Consider the following 22,848-nt stretch of genomic DNA (forward strand, 5'->3'; position numbering starts at 1 on the left):
GTCTATAAAACAAAAAAAGCTCCAAAATTTTTTGGAGCTTTTTATTATCTAAAACATTCTAAATTACTGATATAAATTTGGAAATTTAGAAGGATTAACTTCATTCATCATGTTGTATACTTTCTCAAAAATATCTTCGGCAGAAGGTTTAGAGAAATAATCGCCGTCAGTTCCGTAAGCTGGTCTGTGAGCTTTTGCAGCAAGAGTTTGTGGTTTGCTGTCAAGATATTTGTAAGCGTCCTGTTCTTCCAGAATTTGTTGTAAAATGAAAGCCGAAGCACCGCCTGGTACATCCTCGTCAATTACTAAAAGACGATTTGTTTTAGCGATACTTTTTACAATATCTTTATTTATATCAAAAGGAAGTAAAGATTGAATATCAATAACTTCACAGTCAATTCCTAAAACTAATAATTCCTCTGCAGCTTGCTGAACCAGTCTTAAAGTCGAACCGTAAGAAACTAAAGTAATATCTGCACCTTCTTTTAAGGTTTCAACAACTCCAATTGGGGTTTTGAACTCACCAAAATTCAAAGGTGTTTTTTCTTTTAAACGGTAACCATTTAAACATTCGATTACTAATGCCGGTTCGTCGCACTCTAAAAGAGTGTTGTAGAATCCTGCAGCTTGTGTCATATCTCTAGGCACCAAAACATGGATACCACGAATAGCGTTTATAATCATTCCCATTGGAGAACCAGAATGCCAGATACCTTCTAAACGGTGTCCGCGGGTTCTGATAATTAATGGCGCTTTTTGTTTTCCAACAGTTCTGTATTGTAAAGTAGCCAAATCATCACTCATGATTTGAATTGCATACAATAAATAATCAAGATATTGAATTTCAGCAATTGGGCGTAAACCTCTCAATGCCATTCCAATTCCCTGACCAATAATAGTGGCTTCACGAATACCTACATCGGCAACACGAAGTTCACCGTATTTTTCCTGCATGCCTTCTAAACCTTGGTTTACATCACCAATGTTTCCAACATCTTCACCAAAAATCAAAGTTTCCGGATATTTGCTGAACAAAGCATCGAAATTGTCACGCAAAATCATTCTTCCGTCTAAATCCGGTTTAGCATTTTCTGCGTATTCAGGAAGTACTTTTTTAACAGAAAACACATTTTGATCTGATTCAGAATGTAAATTACTGCTGAATTTTTCTTGGGTAACACCAATATAATTTGTAATCCAGTTTGATAAAATAACTTTACTGTTTGGAACTTCAATAAAGCGTAAAATCTTTCTTGCGATTGCAAGCATTTCCTTTTTTAAAGGCGATTTAATAGCTTTTAATTCGGTAATATATTTTCTAATTCTTTCTTTATGATTGATACTTGCTTCTTCAATCTGCTCTAACAAAGCCAGCAGATTTTGCTGCTCTTCGATAATTGGATTGATGAAAGAATTCCAAGCCTCTTTTTTAGCTTCAAGAACTTCTTTTTTCAATTCAAAATCAAGTTCTGCTAATTCTTCAGGAGATGCAATGTTAATAGCAATCATCCATAAACGCATCTGGCGGATACAGTCAAAATCTCTTTCCCAAGCCAGTCTTTCTGCGCTTTTATAACGTTCGTGAGAACCAGAAGTAGAGTGGCCTTGCGGCTGTGTTAATTCGTTTACGTGAATTAAAACCGGAATATGCTCTTCGCGGGCAACAGCGCCGGCTCTTTCGTAAGTTGAAACCAATTCAGCATAATCCCATCCTTTTACTCTAAAGATTTCATATCCTTTTGAGTCTTCATCGCGTTGGTACCCTTTTAAGATTTCAGAGATATTTTCTTTTGTAGTCTGGTGTTTTGCGTGTACAGAAATACCGTATTCATCATCCCAAACGCTCATTACCATAGGAACTTGTAAAACTCCTGCAGCGTTGATGGTTTCAAAAAATAAACCTTCAGAAGTACTTGCGTTTCCAATTGTTCCCCAAGCTACTTCATTTCCGTTTACAGAGAATTTGTCTTTGATGGTGATTCCGTCAACGTTTCTGTAAATTTTAGAAGCCTGAGCTAATCCCAATAATCTTGGCATTTGGCCTGCTGTAGGTGATATATCCGAGCTTGAATTTTTTTGTTTTGTTAAGTCTTTCCAAGATCCATCTTCGTTTAAACTGTGCGTTACAAAGTGTCCGCCCATTTGTCTTCCGGCTGACATTGGATCAAAAGCTAAATCAGTATGACCATATAAACCTGCAAAAAACTGCTTTGGTGTTAATTCGCCAATCGCCATCATAAAGGTTTGATCGCGATAATAACCAGAACGGAAATCCCCATTTTTAAAGGCCTTTGCCATTGCAAGCTGTGGTACTTCTTTTCCGTCGCCAAAAATTCCAAATTTGGCTTTTCCAGTCAATACTTCTTTACGACCTAAAAGGCTGCATTCACGGCTGGTAACTGCAATTCTGTAGTCGTTTAATACTTCAGTCCTGAAATCTTCAAATGTTAAGGTAGTATTGCTTTTTTCTGTTATCATAATCTTGTAGTGGTCATGTTGAGTCTGCGAAATTACTTAAAAACAATCAATAATCATAATTCTTTAAAATAAATATAATTTAATTATTTGTATTTAAAACCAATAAACTACGTAGTTTATTTATGTTATTTTTATTGTTTTTATTCTTTTTGTGATAATAATTTATGTTTTTGATTAAAATTTATTCAATTAAAACCATTTTCTAGTGAAAAGAGTGACTAATGTTTTTGGAGAAAAAGTGACCACAAATCTGATTTTTTCACTGTATTTAGTTTGAGAAATTTCCCATCCGTTATTAGAATAGACCGGAAAGTAAAGTTCAAAGTAGTCAGGAACAAGGTTTAAACGTACACCGCTGTCATAAGCAAAGTACTCTTTTTGATGTTTATTTTTTACAAGGCCAATATCGCCGTATAGTTCAATCCAGTTCCATACTGCATAACTCGCATTTAAAGTCGTTATCCAATGGTTCGCAAATGCGGGATCAAGTTTAGACTTAAATCCGCCTTCGGCAATTACATATTGCTGGCTGAAAATCCCCGTAGTTTCAGACCTTCCAAAAATATTGTAATCAAACAAATAATCCGTTGGTTTGTCTAAACCAAAACTAAAATAATCTGAATTTGTTGTGTTATACAAGAAACTTCCGGCGAATAACCTCAAATTTATTTTGCGGTTGTTTTCAAATAATCTTCGGTATTCAATTTCTCCTGAAACTTTTCCGAAACCACTCGCAAACTGAACATCGGTCATAAAATTAAAATGATTAACAAGTTCGGTTTTTGTATTTACATAACGCGCGTTAAAAATGGAGTAATTGGGTTTCGAATTATCGGTAATAAATTTGCTTGCTTCTCTATTTACAATTACCTGACGAAATAAAATAAGCTGTTTTCTATTGTCTCTAAAATTCTCTTCGCGTATTCTAAACTGCACCATAGGGTTCAGCCTTAAATAAGTAGCATCCGGAGCATAATGAAAATAATTTTGGCTTAGCGAATATCTTACATTGAATAAAGTACTGTTTCGATAATACTGACTCCATGAAAAAGCAGATGAACCGGATATTGTGGCCGCTTTTATAGAATATGCAGGATTGATATCGAACGTAAAAGGTTTATCTAATATGGTTTTATTGTGAAAACGAATTCCGGGAGTAAATCCATCATAATAGTTATAAGTAAGCGTTGGGATGTACAAAATCTGATTGTAATACGGATCTTCTAAATCTTTGGCAAAATTAAATTTGATGGGTCTATTCGTAATCGCAAGACTTTTTAATGATTTCCAGTTGTTTCGTTGGTTAAATTCCGGAACTTCATTATCATAATTGATTACTAACTTATCAGCATGTTTTCGATCAAATTGATAAACAGAATCGGCTCTTTTTGGTTCAATCCATTCTTTAAAAACAATTTCATTTTTCTTTAAACCATATACCGGAATTGGCGCGTAGATATTCGTTTTGCTTTTTATCGAAAACTTCACACTATCTGCAGTTCGGGATACGTTGGTAAATTTATAATCGATAATTTCTCGCGAATCGATTATGGTATTAAAGAACCAGTCTAAATTTTTTTGGCTTTTCTCAATCAGGATTTTTTCAAAATCGTAACGATTGGTTTGTTGTACTTTGTTAAGATTGTAAAATTCCCTGACACTTTCAGGTACAATATCATGATTTAAATAATCGTCTAAATAACTCAAACTTAAACCTGCGCGATATTTGCTCGCAATTTGTTCGTTGAATTTTATCAGCGTATTCTTTGGATCTCCAAGAGGCTGATCCAGGTTTTTACGCGCCATCAGCATATAATAATAGCTGTACTGCTCGTTAAAAGTCAGATTGGTAATATTATAGCTTTTAAAAAGTTTCATTCTGGAAAGTCTTCCCAGCATTTTTTCGTCCAGATGGTTTTCTTCCATGTATTTCATCATGGCATAAATCTGGATTCCGTCATAAACCCAATTGTCTTTTCGCGGATCAAGACGAAGCGAATTTTTTAAATAATTGTTGAGATAGGTTTTAAAAAAGGTAACCTCAAACATAAATTCATCTGAAAACGGACTAATGAAAGACGGAAGCTGGTTTAAGCCATAAAACGGATTTCTTTCATAATCTGCCTGCGAAACCGTAATTTTTTGATGCGGATATTTACCCAAAAACTCATCTGCAAAAGCAGCAACCCTGTTAATTACGATTGCTTTTTGAATTTCGGTAATCTTCTTGTTTTTTAAATCCGAAAGTACTTCAATCGTTCCGTTATTATAGCTTTTGAAATTATTTTGTTTTTCAATAAACATATTGAAATCGGTTCTATTGTTTCCCGAAAACAAATGAGTGCTGTAAGCCGCATTAGAAACGTCTGTTGAAACCGAATTTAAATCGGTTGTAATCGTGTAATTATTAGGAACTTTTATTTCGACTTCATAGTTGGCAGCAGCATTTGCAATATCATCAAGATTGAAATTGTTGTATCTTATAAAACGATGATTTTCAAATCGCGCCGGACTTAAAAACCAGTTTTTTAAGTTCATTCCGTTTTGGTCAAATCCATAATGCGTGAATTTACTGCTCGGAATTTTTGAGATATAGGTAATATGCAGATCAATTTGCTCTCCAGGATGAAGTTTTTTATTTAATCTTACAACAATAAAATCAGGATTTTTGTCTGTTCTTTCCCATTCAAGCGCCATCGAGTTTGAATCGGTTAGATTTAAAATCGTAGTATTTCCTCTTTCTATCGCCTTTGCCAAATGAAAGCCTCTGTAAAATTCATCCGAAAAACGTTTTGCCAGCGGCGTATTTTTATCCGCAAAAGCATTGTTCCAATCATTCAAAACAATCGAAACCAAAGTATCATTTGAAGTATTAAAATAGGTAATATCCTGTTTTACATTCAGCGTTTTAAGTTCAACATTAACCGCCACTTCCATCTTAGATTGATGTTGTGCATATTGTTTTAATGAAGTAAGTAAAACAAAAACTAAAAATATAATTTTATAATATGATTTCAAGGATGGCTTAAAAGTTTAAGGTGTATACTTAAATTACGAGCATAAAGTTGTTTTGGTTTTCTGTAAAAATAGTACAAAAAAAAGCTGTTTTTTAAAAACAGCTTTCATTTTTTGTAAGATTTAATGTAATTAATCATATAAGGCTTATAAGTTCATATTATTTTAAGTGTTACAAAACGTTAACTTAAATTAACCTAAATCACTTATATGTTTCAATAACATTAGAAATTTGGACTTAAATCGTATTTCTTGTAGAATTTATCCAGAACATCAACTACTTCATCTTCAGTGTCTACGATCTTAAATAGGTTTAAATCTTCCGGGCTCACCGTATGCATTTTTTCTACTAAAACGGTTTTTACCCATTCGATCAAACCAGACCAGAATTCAACACCAACTAAGATGATTGGGAATTTTCCAATTTTTTTGGTCTGAATTAAGGTAATGGCTTCAAACATTTCGTCAAGAGTTCCAAAACCTCCCGGCATAACCACAAAACCTTGCGAATATTTTACGAACATTACTTTTCTCACAAAGAAATAATCGAAATTCAGGTTTTTATCGTGGTCGATATAAGGATTAAAGTGCTGTTCAAAAGGTAATTCGATGTTTAAACCAACCGAAGTTCCGCCTCCTAAATGCGCTCCTTTATTACCAGCTTCCATGATTCCGGGACCACCTCCTGTGATCACACCGTAACCAGCTTTACTGATTTTGTATGCAATTTTTTCCGCCAATAAATAATATTTATCATCTGGTTTTGTTCTCGCCGATCCAAAAATAGATACACACGGACCAATACGTCCCATGCTTTCATAACCATTTACAAACTCGGCCATGATTTTAAAAATCGCCCAGCTGTCGTTTGTTCTAATTTCATTCCACGTTTTTTGTTTCAAACGGTCCTGAATTACTTTGTCCTCATCATTATCAAAATCTTCTAATCTCATTTTAGGTATTTTAATTATTTATATTTTTATTTTTAGCTGTGTCGTTTTAAATTGTCATCTTGAGCATAGTCGAAGGAGAAGGAGCTATTTCCTGCTGTCCGCTATATTCCCGATAAACAAAAACTACGGCTAAAAGCCTTGTTTTTCTAAATCGGGAGATGCCGCTCCCATCAGGGCTAGGGCACTAGTTTTCAATTGAAACATTGTTTTTACCCCATAAAAAAATGCCAAAATCAAAAACTTTGACAAAAAGGGCGTACTAAATTACTGCTTTTTTCGAGAATTGTCATAAGAATGTCTATTTATTAATTTAAATGTAACATTCTTTAATGTGTAGGTCTTTATTTTTGATTCATTATCAAATGATTACATGAAATGAATTAAGATAAAGAATTCGTATGTAGTCTTTGACTATTATTTTTTTGATCTTGAGTTCCATATTTCAGGATTTCTACTCGTATGAAATATAGAATAAATTTCTACGAGTTTGAAATTTTCATTAATTGAATGATGAATCATAAATGGAAATTTTTTAATAAGCATGCAACGAATATCGCTGTAACGAATTGCGCAAATGTAAGGCTGGTTTTTTAAAGAGTTAATTTGAGATTTTACCTGTTTATGAAAACGTAACCCTAAGTTTTGCAATTGATTGTTATACCAAATTACAATTTCACGAAGATCATTTAAAGCATCTTCATCAATTTTGATATTATACATTATTAGAAATTATTGAATTGGCAAATCCGAAACTTTATCCCAATCTAACATTCTCTCTGGCGAATCTTTACTCTTTTTAATTCTGCTTAAAACTATTTTTTGGTGCTCAATAGGAATTTCGATATTATCTTTCCAAATGGCATCATTAAGTTCAAGTTTTTCAGAGGGAGAAAGTTGTTTTACTACCTTTAATAACTCTTTAAAATCTAAATCTACTTTTAAATTTAAACTGTTCATAATATTATATTTAAAATAGTTTTAAAACTATTTAGTAATCAATTACTAAGTTAACTCTTTTTTCAAAAACTTCGCCGTATAGCTTTTTTTATTTTTTGCGACTTCTTCCGGAGTTCCTTTTGCGATTAATTGTCCGCCGCCTTTTCCGCCTTCCGGGCCAATATCAATAATATAATCGGCTAGTTTAATAACATCCATATTGTGTTCGATAACCAGGATTGTATTTCCTTTATCTACCAATTTATTGATCACATCCATTAAAACACGGATATCTTCGAAATGCAATCCGGTTGTAGGTTCATCCAAAATATAAAACGTATTTCCGGTGTCTTTTTTAGACAATTCTCCAGCTAGTTTTATACGTTGTGCTTCACCACCCGAAAGCGTTGTACTTTGCTGCCCAAGCGTAATATATCCTAAACCAACATCTTGAATGGTTTTTACTTTACGGTAAATCTTCGGGATATTTTCAAAGAACGGAACGGCTTCATCAACCGTCATATCTAAAACATCCGAAATTGATTTTCCTTTGTATCGAATTTCCAGCGTTTCTCTGTTGAAACGTTTTCCCTGACACGTTTCGCATTCTACATAAACATCCGGCAAAAAGTTCATTTCGATAGTTCTAACACCAGAACCTTCGCAGGTTTCGCAGCGTCCGCCTTTTACATTAAAACTGAAACGTCCGGCTTTATAACCACGGATCATACTTTCAGAAGTCATTGTAAACAGATTTCGGATTTCTGTAAAAACTTCCGTATAGGTCGCTGGATTGGAACGAGGTGTTCTCCCAATCGGACTTTGGTCGATATCAATTACTTTGTCGATATGTTCTAAACCTTCAATTTTTTTATAAGGCTGTGGTTTTTTTACGCCGTTAAAATAATAAGCGTTCAAAATAGGGTAGAGCGTTTCGTTAATCAAAGTCGATTTACCGCTTCCTGAAACTCCTGTAACACATATTAATTGACCTAAAGGTATTTCAATTGAAACATTTTTCAGGTTATTTCCTGTTGCTCCGGTTAGTTTTAAAAATTTACCGTTCCCTTTTCTTCGCTCTTTCGGAATCTCTAATTTCATTGTACCGTTCAAATATTGAGCAGTAATCGTGTTTGATTTTAAAGTTTCTGCAGGAGTTCCAATACTGATGATTTCTCCTCCATATTTTCCGGCTTTTGGTCCTATATCAATTACATAATCTGCGGTTTCGATCATGTCTTTATCGTGTTCTACCACAATAACCGAGTTCCCGATATCGCGCAATTGCTCCAATGAATGAATCAGTTTTTCGTTGTCTCTTTGGTGTAAACCAATACTTGGCTCATCTAGAATATATAAAACACCAACCAGTTGTGAACCAATTTGTGTTGCAAGACGAATACGCTGTGCTTCACCACCCGAAAGTGATTTTGAACTTCGGCTTAAAGCCAGATAATTCAAACCAACATTCATCAAAAAGTTCAATCGGTCTTTGATTTCTTTAACCACTTCTGATGCAATCAAAAGTTGTTTGTCTGTTAAGTGTGTATTTAAATCATGAAACCAAGCTGTTAGATCAGAGATATCCATATCACACAATTCAGTGATATTTTTTCCATTTACTCTAAAAAATAAGGCTTCTTTTTTAAGGCGAGAACCATCGCAAACCGGACAATTAACTTCGTCCATGAAATCTTTTGCCCAGCGTTTTATGCTTGTAGTTGCGCTTTCATCGTATTGATTTTTAATGAAATTAGAAATTCCTTCAAAATCAATTTTGTAATCGCGTGTTACACCAAGATCTTTTGAGCTTACGGTAAATTTATCTTTTCCGCCATGCAAAATCATCGTCATGGCTTCTTCCGGAATTTTTTCAATTGGATCTGTAATTTTAAATCCAAATTTTTCTCCAATGGTTTCTAATTGTTTAAAAATCCAAGATGATTTATATTCGCCAAGCGGAGCAAACCCGCCTGCTTTAATTGATAATTTCGGATTTGGAATTATCTTTTTAATGTTGATTTCGTGTACCGTTCCTAATCCGTTGCAATGCGGACAAGCGCCTTTTGGCGAATTGAACGAAAATAAATTTGGTTCTGGATTCTGATACGAAATTCCGGTTGTCGGGCACATTAAATTTCGGCTGAAATAGCGTACTTCATTCGTATCCTGATCTAAAATCATCAATACATTTTCGCCATGATGCATTGCTGTGTTAATACTTTCTGATAATCGTTTTAGATTGTCTTCTGTATTTTCAATCAGCATTCTGTCGACTACAATTTCAATATCATGGGTTTTGTAACGGTCTAATTTCATTCCTGCAACCAAATCCTGAACTTCTCCATTTACGCGGACTTTTAAAAATCCTTGTTTGGTAATCTGCTGGAATAATTCGGCATAATGACCTTTTCTGGCTCTAATAATCGGCGCCAGAATATTGATTCTTTTTCCATTAAAATCCTGGATAATCAAATCTTTAATTTGTTCATCAGAATAAGAAACCATTTTCTCACCGGTGTTGTAACTGTAAGCGTCAGCACCACGAGCGTATAAAAGTCTCAGGAAATCGTATATCTCTGTAATTGTTCCTACGGTCGAACGCGGACTTTTACTGGTTGTTTTTTGTTCAATCGCAATAACGGGAGAAAGTCCGTCGATTTTATCAACATCAGGTCGTTCTAATCCGCCAAGGAATTGTCTGGCATACGCCGAGAAAGTTTCGACATAACGACGCTGGCCTTCGGCATAAATCGTATCAAACGCTAAAGAGGATTTTCCCGAACCTGATAAACCAGTAATAACCACCAGTTTTTCACGCGGAATAGAAATGTCGATATTTTTTAGATTATGAACTCTTGCACCAAGAACTTCAATAGTATTGTCTTTTTCTAACATAATTTTGAGCAAAACGCAAAGTTACCACTTTGATTTGTTCTTTTTGTGCTCGATAGCAAAACTTTATGTTACAAATAATAACAAAAAACGCTAACCTAAGTTAGCGTTTTCTTTTTCGTGTTGCCATATATTCTTCAATGGCTTCTTTGGTTGTATACCAGTTTCGACCTTCTTTATAAGCGTCTATTTTCCCTGTTCTGGCCAATAAGCTTACGTATTCCTGACCGTATGGAGTGTCTGGCTCGCTTACAATATTTTGTATGGGCTGATAATCGTAAGTGCTTCCGGGCATAGAACTTAAATAAATATTGAGTGTACGTTCTAATGCCTGACACATCAAAAGGGTTAGTTTTTGATAATTGCCATTATTGGCCTGATTTAGTGCTTCGTAATACTTCTTTCTATCATTTTTAAGAATAATGGCAGGCGGAAAACCACAACGCATCAACAATAAATTCATGCTCAAACGAACTGTGCGACCGTTTCCATCAAAAAATGGATGAATCCAGACTAGCTTATGATGATAAATCGTAGCAAGTTCAATATCGTTTAAACCTAACGGATTTGTATTGATAAAGTCAATTAATTCGTCTAGGTAATCTGAAACTTTATTGGCATTTGGAGGCATGAAATTAGCTCCTGAAATTCGAACTCCTCCGTTGCGGATACGTCCTGCAAAGTCATCTTCGATAGAACGTAAAACTAAACCGTGAAGAGAAAGAATATCAATGCTCCTAAGTTTGTAATTATCATCAACGATAGAATATAAATAATCAATTGCTTTATCGTGATTATGGGTTTCAAAATGTTCCCGAAGCGATTTTCCTTTTATGGTAATTCCTTCCTGAATAACCATTTGGGTTTCGCGCAAACTCATTGTGTTTCCTTCTATACTATTAGAATTGTAGGTCCATTCGAGCGATAAGCTTTCGCGGATTTTATGCAAAGCGATATTGGGCAATGGCCTGCTGTTTTGCAAATCAAGGCGTTTTTGGTACAATCGATCAAATGTCGATTGAAATTCTTCTCTGTATGTTAAGTCAATATTCCACATAATCCTACAAAGCTACTTCTTAATATCGGATAGAGCAAATTTTTAACTTATCCGATATTAAGGTTATTCAATTGTCATAGAACGTAGTTTTGTTCTGTAGGCTTCGAGTGCGATAGATTTTGAAATGATTCCGAAATACTTTTCATTTCGTAAAACAGGTAAGAAAGCTGATTTAGATCGTTCAAACTTACTCATTACAATTTCCATGCTGTCATTGGAAGAAATTGTGGCAGCTGGCGTTTTCATTACATCTTTTATCAAAGTATATTTTACACGGTAAGCATTGAATATAATTTCGCGGATATCATTAAAATGTACGATACCAACCAAATCTCTTTCATTATCTACAACTGCAAAAACAACCTGATTAGAATGGGAGATAAGATCTACCAATTTTGTTAAATGATCTTCTGGAGAAACCGTTAAATAATCTGTTTGAATTATGGTATCGATATCTAAAGTCGACAAAATATTCGAATCTTTATTACTGGTAAAAGCGTGTCCTTTTTTGGCCAGATTTTTTACGTCAAGCGAATATTTTTCAAAACGTTTTGAAATAGCAAAACTTATGGAAGAAACAATCATAAGCGGAATCATCAAGCCGTAACCTCCGGTAATTTCGGCAATAAGGAAAATCGCGGTAAGAGGCGCATGAAATAATCCGCTCAAAATTCCGGCCATTCCAACCATTGTAAAGTTGCTGATAGGCAATTTTGATAAACCAGTTAAACTTATAAATTTAGAAAAGAAATAACCTAAATAAGATCCTAAAAACAGAGAAGGAGCGAAGTTACCTCCGTTTCCGCCGCTTCCAAGAGTAAGCCCTGATGCGAAGACTTTTACCATCATGGTACATCCAACAAAAAGAAGCAGAACCCATTGATTATTTCTCCAGGTGGCAAACAAAGTATTGTCTAATAATTGTCCGGGATCACTTTCAGATAAGGTTTTGATGCTTTCGTAACCTTCACCAAAAAGAGTCGGAAAAATAAAAATAAGCAATGCTAAAAGCGAAGAACCAATAAGTGCTTTTTTATACGGTCCCATTTTTAATTCTGAGAAATAATGCTCGACTTTTTGGAAATTTCGGGCGTAATAAACGGCAATAAATCCGGTTAGTAATCCTAAAATTACATAAAAGGGAATATTATGATAATCGAAAGTTTCTTGTTTTTTGAAAGATAAAAGAATGCTTTCGTCTAATACAATTGCAGAAACCAAAGCACCTGTTGCCGCCGAAATCATAATAGGCGTAAAAGCCGAAATGCTGACATCGACCAGTAAAACTTCGATAGCAAAAAGAACTCCGGCAATTGGAGCGTTAAATGCTGCTGAGATTCCAGCCGCTACACCACAGCCAATAAGTAAAGTCCGGTCTTTATAAGCTAATTTATAATTCTGCGCATAATTTGAACCAAAAGCGGCTCCGGTAATTACAATGGGGCTTTCTAAACCTGCAGATCCTCCTAAACCTACAGTTAATGAGCTTGTTACGATTTGAGCGTACATTTGCTTTCTCGGAATTATACTTGCTTTTTTTGCAACGGCATACAAAATTTGAGAAGTTCCTTTTTGAATGGATCCGTTTAAAACTTTATGAACTACCAAAACAGTCAGTAAAATACCTATTATAGGCAGGATACTATTAATGAAACTTAGTTTTAAAATACCACTGATGTAAGTTGCAAATGAAAATACACTGTGTGCAAAAGTCTTTAAAATAATTACTGCAAAGGCACAGGAAATTCCAACCAAAACACTTGATAAAAAAATGAATTGCTTTGGTGTCAAAATAGATTGAGACAAAGCAATAATGCTTTCTAATTTTCGAAACAGTTTTTTTATCATTATTCTTTTTAAAATTTACAGAGAATGCAAATTTAGCTTTAAACATTCTATTTTGTCAAATTTTTCTATTTAAATCTTTTGTGCCTAAAATCCGGCTGCTTTGTCATCGCCTCGAAAATCAGCGCCGCCTTCCAGTTTATTGTCCGGTAAAACCAAAATAGCATCGACTTTACCAATTACGGGAGTTGTTTTTTCGTTGATTAAATATCCTTTTGCTTTTAAGCCCTCTAAGGTTTTATAACTAAATGTATCTGGTTCAAAAGTGATTAAATCCGGAAGCCATTGATGATGAAAACGAGGTGCATTTACAGCATCCTGCATACTTAAATTGTACTCATAAACATTTAAAATAGTCTGAAGTACAGAAGTAATGATAGTTGAACCTCCCGGTGAACCTACAACCATAAACAGTTTTCCGTTTTTCTCCACAATCGTTGGTGTCATAGAACTCAGCATTCTTTTTTGAGGTGCAATACTATTGGCTTCATTTCCTACTAGTCCAAACATATTTGGTGATCCTGGTTTTGCGCTGAAATCGTCCATTTCGTTATTTAAGAAAAAACCCAATTCGTCGCAGTAATATTTTGATCCAAAACCATCATTAATTGTTGTGGTTGCTGCTACGGCATTTCCAAATTGATCTACTATAGAATAATGCGTCGTTTCGGTACTTTCGTTATAGGTTACTTTTCCTTCTTTTATTTCTGAGGATAAAGTAGCTTTTTCGGAGTCAAAACTCGACATTCTTTCTTTTAAATAAGAATCAGATAAAAGTCCGTTGATTGGAATTTTCACAAAATCAGGATCTCCTAAAAACTGACTTCTGTCGGCATAAGCGCGTCTTTCAGCTTCCACAATAACCTGAATAGATTGTTCTGAGTTATGTCCCATTTTAGATAAATAAAATGGCGAAATCATTTTCATAATCTGAGCCAGACAAATACCGCCGCTGCTTGGAGGCGCCATCGAAGTAATTTTTAGATCTTTGTAATCAAACTGCAATGGTTTTCTCCATTTTGCTTCGTATGCCGCTAAATCTTTAAGCGTTATAATACCGCCTTTTTTCTTTAAATAATCAACTAAAATTTGGGCTGTTTTACCTTTGTAAAATTCATCTTTTCCGTTTTTTGAAATACGTTTTAAAGTACTGGCAAGTGCAGGATATTTGATGGTATCGTTTTCTTTGAATTTTCCTGCCATCAAAGTATTCGGTCCATTGGCTTTTACAATGGCATCATGATAATTTTCAAGTTGTTTTTGTTGTTTTTGCGTTACAATAACCCCTTTTTCTGCAAGTGCGATTACGGGTTTCAAAATTTCGGACATTGGGAGCGAACCTAGTTTTTTATGAACTGCAAAAACGCCGGCAATAGTTCCGGGAATTCCAACTGCCAGAGCAGATTCTGTACTTTTTCCTTTTATCACATTTCCGTCTTTGTCCAGAAACATATCTTTTGTTGCGGCAAGAGGTGCTTTTTCGCGATAATCAAGACTTCCAACCTCGCCATTTGGTTTTCGGTAAACCATAAATCCGCCTCCGCCAAGATTTCCTGCATACGGATAAGCAACGGCAAGAGCCAGTTCGGTTGCGACCATGGCATCAAAAGCATTACCGCCTTTTTTCATGATTTCTACACCAATTTTTGATGCTTCTTCACGCGCCGAAACAACCATCGCTTTTGAGGCTACCAAACCTGTTGGTGCAGCAGTTTGCTGGGCAAAACTATAAAGGGAAATAAAATAAAGTAGGATTGTAATTTTTTTCATAACGATAAATATTTTTTTTATAAATCGGTTTGATATTATAATGCGAGTAATTTTTGTTTGGCGTGTTGTTGAAGATCTTCAAAAAAGACGGTGAATTCCTGTTCAAATTCATCATAAAATTCTTTGAGTTCTTCGCTTGCAAATTGCATTTTCGAAATATTTTTTGACCTTCTGTCCATCTGCGTTAAAATCTGGTGGATTCCTTCGACCGTTTTATAACTCAAAAGCCAGTTTCTTTCGATCATATACGGCATTAAATCTTGTGTCTTTTCGGTTAAAATTGCATAATTATCATGTAATGAATTGTAAAATCGATTAATGAAATTTTCCAGTTTTTCATCGGAATATTTTGTCCAGTTTTTGGCTAAAAAATGATCGTAAACAATATCGACAATAACGCCTGAATAATGATGGTATTTTTCGTGCAGGCGTTTGGTACTTTGCCTGAAAATATCATGATTGTCTGTATAAGTATCAATAGATCGATGCAAAAGAATTCCTTTTTGAACATCATCAGGAAAATGTTCAAATTGTTTTCCGCGAATACCATCGGCCATAAAATTGCCAATTTTAATTAAATCATTATCGCCGGAAAGATATATGTGGGCTAGGAAATTCATTCTTTTTAAGATGCTAAGGTTCTAAGGAACTAAGTTGTTTTAGTAAATGTATAAAAACTTTTTCAAATCATTTTGTTATATTATTGAGCTTTTGGTAAACCATAATTAACGATTGTTTTAAAATTGTAGTGTTTCAGGCGCTTAGTAATTTTTTTAATGTTACTTAAAAAAAAACTCAGCAGCTTAGAATCTTAGACACTTAGCCGCTTTTCTAAAAAATCTTAGCTGCTTAGTATCTTAGAACCTTGGTAACTTTTCTATATTTGTAGTTGGTAACCATAACTCACAAAAATGACATTAATAAAATCGATTTCAGGAATACGAGGAACAATCGGTGGAAAAGTAGGAGATAACCTGACTCCTGTTGATGCTGTAAAATTTGCATCGGCATACGGAACTTTTCTTAAAAACAATACTTCAAAAGAAAAACTAACCGTTGTAATTGGCCGCGATGCAAGAATTTCGGGACCAATGATTCATAATCTTGTTGTAAATACTTTAATAGGTTTAGGAATAAATGTAATTGATCTTGGTCTTTCGACAACGCCTACGGTAGAAATTGCTGTTCCGTTAGAAAAAGCCGATGGAGGAATTATTTTAACAGCATCGCATAATCCAAAACAATGGAATGCTTTAAAATTACTGAATGCAAAAGGGGAGTTTTTAAGCGGAGCCGAAGGGGCTAAAATTCTTGAAATTGCTGAAGCAGAAGCTTTCGATTTCTCGGATGTTGATAATTTAGGCGAAATCACGGTAAATGATGCTTATATGGATATTCATATCGACGAGGTTTTAAATTTGCCTTTAGTGGATGTTGAAGCGGTAAAAGCGGCAAAATTTAAAGTGGTAGTGGATGGCGTAAATTCTTCTGGCGGTATCATTATTCCGAAGTTGTTGGAACAAATGGGCGTTGAAGTGGTAAAATTATACTGCGAACCAAACGGACATTTTCCACACAATCCAGAACCTTTAAAAGAACATTTAACGGATATTTCGGAGTTAGTGGTAAAAGAAAAAGCGCATTTAGGGGTTGTTGTAGATCCAGATGTAGATCGTTTGGCTTTTATCAGCGACGACGGAGAAATGTTTGGTGAAGAATATACTTTAGTGGCGTGCGCTGATTATGTTTTAAGTAAAACTCCGGGAAATACAGTTTCAAATATGTCATCTTCTCGTGCTTTGCGCGATGTAACAAATGCGCATAACGGAAGCTACGAAGCAAGTGCTGTAGGTGAGGTGAATGTGGTAGAGTTGATGAAGAAAAACAATGCTATTATTGGTGGTGAGGGTAACGGTGGTATTATTTATCCGGAATCTCATTACGGACGTGACAGCTTGGTTGGTGTTGCTTTATTCCTGACGCATTTGGCTAACAAAAAAATGACGGTGGCAGCATTGAGAGCTTCTTATCCGGAATATTATATGAGCAAAAACAAAATCGAATTAACACCTCAGATTGATGTTGATGCGATTTTAACTGCTATGACAGAGAAATATAAAAATGAAGATATTTCTACCATTGATGGTGTAAAAATTGATTTTGCGACAGAATGGGTTCATTTAAGAAAATCGAACACAGAACCAATTATTCGTATTTATACTGAAGCGCCTTCGCAAAAAGAAGCCGACGCTTTGGCATTAAGAATTATTGATGAAATAAAAGGAATTGCAGGAATATAATTTTCGGCATTAGGATAAAAATCTAAATAGAAAAAATTAACCGCAATCCCGATAGCTATCGGGAGCAAGGTTTTTTAATGTTGGTTTTTATAAAAACAAAGTTCGCAAAGCTAAATCAATACAAAGCTTTGCGAACTTTTTGTTTTTTCTATTAAATAATAAATCTAGCTCCCGATAGCTATCGGGATTGCGGTAAAATAATTTAGTTTTTTATGATCTTTAATGATTTTGTTACCGAACCGTAAGAGACATTTAAAATGTAAATTCCAGCAGCTAATTTATCGCCAATTTTAATATCCTCATTGGTAGAATAATCATTAGAAGAAAAACAAATATTTCCTTGCATGTCAATTATTTTTAGAGATAAAGGTTCTGTAAATCCAGTTTTTACATGAAGTGTAGACTGACCTTTAATAGGATTTGGATAAACGGTAATAAATTGATTTTCGGAGTTTGGATTGTTTATGCCTAAATTCGGTGCAGGAACATCGATATAATTAAAATTCATATCGTTTGATTTGAATTTGATTTTCAAATATACTTCGCCTTTTGGCAGCGTAACGCCGTTTATTACTTTATCAGCATAAGTTTGAAGCGAACCCGTTGCCGGGAAAGTTTCATCCGTTTTTACCACAACATTGTTTACAAGAATGTCAAATTTTCCAATAGCGATCGATGCAGCTCTAAAAGTTAAATTATAACTTCCGGCATTAGCCACATTGAGTATAAACTCGTTCCAGTCACCTTCGTTTATGGCGCTTACCGCTTGTCCGGTTCCGGAATCTGTAGTGTTTTGCAGGCTGGTTCCTTTTCTTCGGTAATGTTTATTGGCGGTAATTCTACCAGGAACATTCATTCTTTTTGTGGTGTAAGAAGTATTGATGTATTCTTGTCCAATAGGCCTTAAAACGCCGCTTTCTGGAGCTAATAAAGGACCTTCTGCCATATCCAGCCATTGCGGATCGACTCTTCCGGTAAACCAGGAATAACGGTAAATGTCGGGATCATTTTCAAAATTGGTAATGATCTCTTTCATGAAGGTCGTTTTTTGCGCCACAGTTTGAACTACCCTGTTCGCAAATTCAGTTACCCAAATAGGTTTATTATACTTTTTTAAAAGGCTTGTTACGCCAATTACAGAACCAGAGGAGCTGTCATAAGTATGAAAAGCAATATAATCGACTTTGCAATTTGGACATAAAAGAAAAAATTGATCGTGCCATGCAATAGGACTGCTGATGTTGCCGTAACTTTTATTAGGATCGTTAAAAGCTGGCGACGCACTAACGATTTCCAGATTTTTAGCGGCCGCAATTTTTTCAACATTCTTCCATGCATTTACAGCGTCTTGCGGTGTTAATCTCGAGCCGTCGTTAAAGTTAGGTTCGTTAAAGGCCAGCAGGTATTTTGCTCCGGGTTTTATTCTGTTTATAAAAGCCTGCACATCATTATCGCTTACTTGCGTCCAGGCCATTGGCACATATTCAACTCCAATAGATTCGTAGTTGGCATTTGTGTCATTTTCGGGAGTAGATCCCCAATTGTACCACCAAGAAATTCCAGGTTTAAGAGCCAGCAAATCGGCGGTTGAATTGTTTCCATAAGCAATACCTCGTTTCGGGCTTTGGGCAAAAGCAGCTGCGGAAACGACCGTAAGTAAAAATGTAAAAAGGAACTTTTTAATCATTGTTAGAAAATTTGAAGTTTTTAATAGATTTTGGGAACTTCAAATTTATGCGGTTTACCTCACTCTTTGCTCAAAAAAAATATTACAAAAACACATCAAAAAGTATTTTTAAGGTTATAAAACTCCTTTTAGGAATGTATCAATCCAGTTCATAAAAAAAGCCCAAAAACAATACAATTGCTTTTAGGCTTTTTTGAGATTTGTTATTCAACTCGATGTTTCCATCTTTTGTGTGTCCATAAATAATATTCAGGAGCTTCGTAAATTTGTTTTTCTACTTCTCGAAGGTATTTTTCTGTAATGTCAAAATTTTCGTAATCATTCGGGTTATCTGCAATAGGTAAAAATGTTGCTTCATAATAACCTCTGGCTACTTTTTTTACTTTTACCATTATAACGCTTAAATGGTATTTTTTGGCCAGCATTTCGGCGCCTGTATGTACAGGAACTTCAACGCCCATAAATTTCATCGAATGGAAAATCCTGTCCAGTTTTGGTGATTGATCACTTGCTAAACCGTACATGCTTAAAATGCCTTTACGCTGATTTTGCGCCATGGTTGGAATTGCTTTTCTGGTTTCGACCATTTCTGTTTTGTATTTTGAACGTATTTTTCGAATTAATTTATCAAAATACGGATTGGCCACTTTTTTATAAACCGCAATTCCCTGAAAACCCAGTTTCGGATTAGTAGTTAAAAGCCATTCGTAACTGGCATAATGTGATGCAACCAGAATTACGCTTTTGCCTTTTTTGGCATATTCCTGTACGAGTTCAATATTCGTTACATGAAATCTTTTTTCCATTTCTTCTGGCGAAATGGTCATCGTTTTTATCATTTCTAAAAACATATCACACATATGCTTGTAGAATTTTTTTTCAATTACTTTTCTTTCTGCTTTGCTTAAATGCGGTAAAGTAAGAGCAAGGTTATCACGCACTACTTTTCTGCGGTATCCTATAATTCTGTAAACCAGTAAGTATACAAAATCTGAAAATAAATAAAACAAGCGAAATGGAAGTATAGAGATTAGCCAGAGTAAAGGATAGGCTAGAATATAAACAATAAATTGCATCTAAAATTTTTTCTACAAATATAAGGTAAAAATGGAATATGACGGATATTTTGGATTCTCATCAAGATGTATTTGATATTGACTATATTTACATTTCACAATAAATAATATTTATGAATACCATTTTAATTGGAATTATAGTTGCCAATGTATTAATAAGCTATAAAGGTTTTAATGATCTTTCTTTTTTTAGAAAATATGAATTTCACGTAGGAAGTATTCGCGCCGGAGAACAGATAAGAATGCTTTCGTCTGGTTTTTTGCATGCCGATATGATGCATTTATTGTTTAATATGCTAACGCTTTGGTTTTTTGCTCCTGTAGTTTTGCAGTGGCTGGGAGATTTTTCGTTCCTGCTGGTTTATTTTGGGAGTTTGATTTTCGGGAGTTTATTAACGATGCTTTTTCATAAAAACGATTACAGTTATCGTGCCGTTGGAGCTTCCGGAGCTGTAACGGGTGTTTTATATTCTGCCATATTATTACAGCCGGATATGATGCTGGGTATATTTTTTGTCATTCCTATTCCGGCTTATTTATTCGGAATTTTATATTTATTGTATTCTATTTATGGAATGAAAGCCAAGAATGATAATATTGGTCATACAGCACATTTTGGAGGCGCAATTGGCGGGTATTTAATAACTTTGATAAAAGAACCTTCATTATTTGTAGATCATAGTTTGATGGTTATTTTGCTGGCGATTCCAATTTTGATACTTTTTGTAATGGCAAAAGCAGGAAAATTATAATGCTGGCATAACTTTTGAAATGTCTTTATCGAATAACTTTAATATAACAAAAATGAAAAAATTAGTATTATTTTTAACAATCATGTTTATGACTATGTCTTACGGCCAAGAAATCAAACAAGTTCCTCAAATCAATGTTAATGGTGAAGGAAAAGTAAAAGTAGCCCCTGATCAGGTTTGTATTTCAGCTACGGTTGAAACTAAAGGGAATAATGCTAAAGACGTCAAAAAGCAAAATGACGAAAAGATGGATGCGGTTTTAAAATTCATCAAAAAATCGAATGTTCCAACAGCAGATTTTAAAACGAAACAAGTTTCTCTTAATCCTCAGTACGATTATGACAAAAAGAAAACCAGCTACAATGCAACACAAACTGTAGAAATTGTGTTGAGAGATTTATCAAAATATGATGAATTGATGGAAGGTTTAGTTCAACAAGGAATTAATCGTATTGATAATGTTTCTTTTGAATCGTCTAAATTATTACAGCACCAGTCTGAAGCTAGAAAATTAGCGATTAAAGATGCTAAAGCAAAAGCAGAGGATTATGTATCTGTTTTAGGTCAAAAAGTAGGTAAAGCGATTACAATTTCAGACAATTCACAAGTTTATCACCCAAGACCAGTTTATGCTGCTATGAAAACTGAAATGATGGATTCTGCAGGAGCTTCAAACGAAACTTTAGCAATTGGCGAAATCGAAATTATAGCAAATGTAAGCGTAAGTTTTATTTTAGACTAAGCTTTTATAATAATCCCGAAGTCTCGGGAAATTTTAAAATCCAAATTCCAATTTTACTATTGGAATTTGGATTTTTTTTGTTTCTATTTTTAATCAAGAGATTCTTTATCAGATATTAAATAGTTTTAGAATTGATTTTTCTATGTAACAAATTCAAGGAAAAGAGTACTTATAATCAATACAAAATGAATAACCACTAGAAAATTCCCGAATTCTTTTCTACCCATTTTGTAATGATATACGCTTATTAATTTTAACTAAAAACCACAAAATGATTTTCTTTAAACCTATTAAAACTTTATTACTACCAGCCTTACTTTCAATTTTCCTGAGCTGTTCTGTTTCTCATCAAAACAAAAACGATAAATATTCAGATCTTATAAACAAAGTAAAAAATATCGATGATAGTATTGCTGTGGGGCAAATGACAATTCACAACGCGTTTAAAAATCAGATTTTAGCACATCGAAATGGTTCATACGATAGTTTGTTAATAGTAAACAAAGTTTATCTTCCTAATAAATATGTATTTGATAATTGCCTTTCGCAGATATTTGGAGAAGAAAATGGCAAGAAATTTAAACCTAGCGGAATTGCTGCCTGGAACAGAACTTTATTAGCGGATAATGAAGCTTTAATTAGGCAAAAAATGGCTGTTTTAGATTCGGTTAATGTCAATCAGTTATTTACTAAACATTTAAAAGCGCTGCAAAATATAACCGGACAGAAAGGAATAGGGAAGTGGATTGTGTATTTTGGGCCAAAAGATTTTCAGATTTTTGGAGGCTGTGATAATAATGCCATGATATTAGACATGTTTGGTTCGGCATGGAATACCAAATCGATTGATAAAGTTTTTGCTCATGAACTGGAACATTTATTATTTAATCCGGCTTTAGAAAAAGATGCAAACGGAAAAATGGGATTGGGTATTACTTTAGATGAAGGATTGGCGGTTTATTTTACTTATTTATACTTAAATCAGTCATTTGAAGAAGCTTTATACGGAGACGATACCAAAATACTATTGGCACGTGAAAAAGAAATTTTCGAAAAGCTGGAGCCTTATTTTTATAAAACCAATGAGGAAGGATGTCCTATTTTTAGGCATTGCGGACGAAATAGTGACTGCAAGCCTGTAATCGAAAATCTGCCTAAAGATGTAGAGAATGAATTATGCTATTTCTTAGGCTTTAGAATCATACAAAAATATGCTGAGAATAATGGAAAAGATGCCTGGAAGGATATTTACAAAATGCCTTTAAAAGATTTCTATGAAAAAAGCGGTTATAAAGAATTCATTACAAGCCAGAAATAATTCTGGCTTGTAATGTTTAACTCC

The 22,848-nt window shown here is 34.4% G+C and carries 16 protein-coding genes; 4 read left to right on the forward strand and 12 right to left on the reverse strand.

Annotated features, from left to right (window positions below):
* Window positions 1-63: 63 nt before the first annotated feature.
* The 10 genes from AC1RRQ_RS21425 to AC1RRQ_RS21470 form a co-directional block, all read right to left on the reverse strand.
* The gene (locus tag AC1RRQ_RS21425; protein WP_493025004.1) at window positions 64-2,478 is read right to left on the reverse strand and encodes an alpha-ketoacid dehydrogenase subunit alpha/beta; all 2,415 of its coding nucleotides are present in this window, start codon (window positions 2,476-2,478) and stop codon (window positions 64-66) included.
* Window positions 2,479-2,667: 189 nt separating this feature from the next.
* Entirely contained in the window at window positions 2,668-5,415 is a 2,748-nt protein-coding gene (locus AC1RRQ_RS21430) for a gluzincin family metallopeptidase (protein ID WP_493025061.1), read from the reverse strand.
* Between the two features lie 302 nt (window positions 5,416-5,717).
* The gene (locus AC1RRQ_RS21435; protein ID WP_068845660.1) at window positions 5,718-6,446 is read right to left on the reverse strand and encodes an LOG family protein; all 729 of its coding nucleotides are present in this window, start codon (window positions 6,444-6,446) and stop codon (window positions 5,718-5,720) included.
* Window positions 6,447-6,860: 414 nt separating this feature from the next.
* A complete protein-coding gene (locus tag AC1RRQ_RS21440) occupies window positions 6,861-7,166 on the reverse strand; it encodes a type II toxin-antitoxin system RelE/ParE family toxin (RefSeq protein WP_493025005.1) in 306 nt (101 codons plus the stop codon).
* Between the two features lie 9 nt (window positions 7,167-7,175).
* Window positions 7,176-7,403 (reverse strand): addiction module protein, encoded by a 228-nt coding sequence (locus AC1RRQ_RS21445; RefSeq protein ID WP_493025006.1) that lies wholly within the window; start codon window positions 7,401-7,403, stop codon window positions 7,176-7,178.
* A 45-nt stretch (window positions 7,404-7,448) separates the two neighbouring features.
* A complete protein-coding gene (gene uvrA, locus AC1RRQ_RS21450; protein ID WP_493025007.1) occupies window positions 7,449-10,280 on the reverse strand; it encodes an excinuclease ABC subunit UvrA in 2,832 nt (943 codons plus the stop codon).
* A 100-nt stretch (window positions 10,281-10,380) separates the two neighbouring features.
* The gene (locus AC1RRQ_RS21455; protein WP_493025008.1) at window positions 10,381-11,334 is read right to left on the reverse strand and encodes a Fic family protein; all 954 of its coding nucleotides are present in this window, start codon (window positions 11,332-11,334) and stop codon (window positions 10,381-10,383) included.
* Window positions 11,335-11,397: 63 nt separating this feature from the next.
* Entirely contained in the window at window positions 11,398-13,182 is a 1,785-nt protein-coding gene (locus AC1RRQ_RS21460; protein ID WP_493025009.1) for a chloride channel protein, read from the reverse strand.
* An 84-nt stretch (window positions 13,183-13,266) separates the two neighbouring features.
* Complete coding sequence (ggt, locus tag AC1RRQ_RS21465; protein WP_493025010.1) at window positions 13,267-14,949, reverse strand: gamma-glutamyltransferase; 1,683 nt, start codon at window positions 14,947-14,949, stop codon at window positions 13,267-13,269.
* 35 nt (window positions 14,950-14,984) lie between these two features.
* Window positions 14,985-15,569 carry an acyl carrier protein phosphodiesterase gene (locus AC1RRQ_RS21470; protein WP_493025012.1) on the reverse strand — a complete coding sequence of 195 codons (585 nt, stop codon included), beginning with the start codon at window positions 15,567-15,569 and terminating at the stop codon, window positions 14,985-14,987.
* Between the two features lie 291 nt (window positions 15,570-15,860).
* Between AC1RRQ_RS21470 and glmM the strand changes: the two genes are divergently transcribed.
* The gene (glmM, locus tag AC1RRQ_RS21475; protein WP_493025013.1) at window positions 15,861-17,249 is read left to right on the forward strand and encodes a phosphoglucosamine mutase; all 1,389 of its coding nucleotides are present in this window, start codon (window positions 15,861-15,863) and stop codon (window positions 17,247-17,249) included.
* Between the two features lie 202 nt (window positions 17,250-17,451).
* Here glmM and AC1RRQ_RS21480 read toward each other — a convergent pair whose 3' ends face one another.
* On the reverse strand, window positions 17,452-18,936 hold the full coding sequence (locus tag AC1RRQ_RS21480; RefSeq protein WP_493025015.1) for a glycosyl hydrolase: 1,485 nt from the start codon (window positions 18,934-18,936) through the stop codon (window positions 17,452-17,454).
* 203 nt (window positions 18,937-19,139) lie between these two features.
* The gene (locus AC1RRQ_RS21485) at window positions 19,140-20,012 is read right to left on the reverse strand and encodes a lysophospholipid acyltransferase family protein (protein ID WP_493025016.1); all 873 of its coding nucleotides are present in this window, start codon (window positions 20,010-20,012) and stop codon (window positions 19,140-19,142) included.
* 113 nt (window positions 20,013-20,125) lie between these two features.
* On the opposite strand from AC1RRQ_RS21485, the gene AC1RRQ_RS21490 reads away from it, so the two are divergent.
* The 3 genes from AC1RRQ_RS21490 to AC1RRQ_RS21500 all read left to right on the forward strand — a co-directional run bounded on the left by AC1RRQ_RS21490 (window position 20,126) and on the right by AC1RRQ_RS21500 (window position 22,824).
* The gene (locus AC1RRQ_RS21490; RefSeq protein WP_493025017.1) at window positions 20,126-20,764 is read left to right on the forward strand and encodes a rhomboid family intramembrane serine protease; all 639 of its coding nucleotides are present in this window, start codon (window positions 20,126-20,128) and stop codon (window positions 20,762-20,764) included.
* 52 nt (window positions 20,765-20,816) lie between these two features.
* Window positions 20,817-21,506, forward strand: coding sequence for an SIMPL domain-containing protein (locus AC1RRQ_RS21495; RefSeq protein ID WP_493025018.1), 690 nt, complete (start codon window positions 20,817-20,819; stop codon window positions 21,504-21,506).
* 271 nt (window positions 21,507-21,777) lie between these two features.
* Window positions 21,778-22,824 (forward strand): hypothetical protein, encoded by a 1,047-nt coding sequence (locus tag AC1RRQ_RS21500; protein WP_493025019.1) that lies wholly within the window; start codon window positions 21,778-21,780, stop codon window positions 22,822-22,824.
* Window positions 22,825-22,848 lie beyond the last annotated feature (24 nt).

Source organism: Flavobacterium sp. GW821-FHT12A05, from assembly GCF_058807735.1.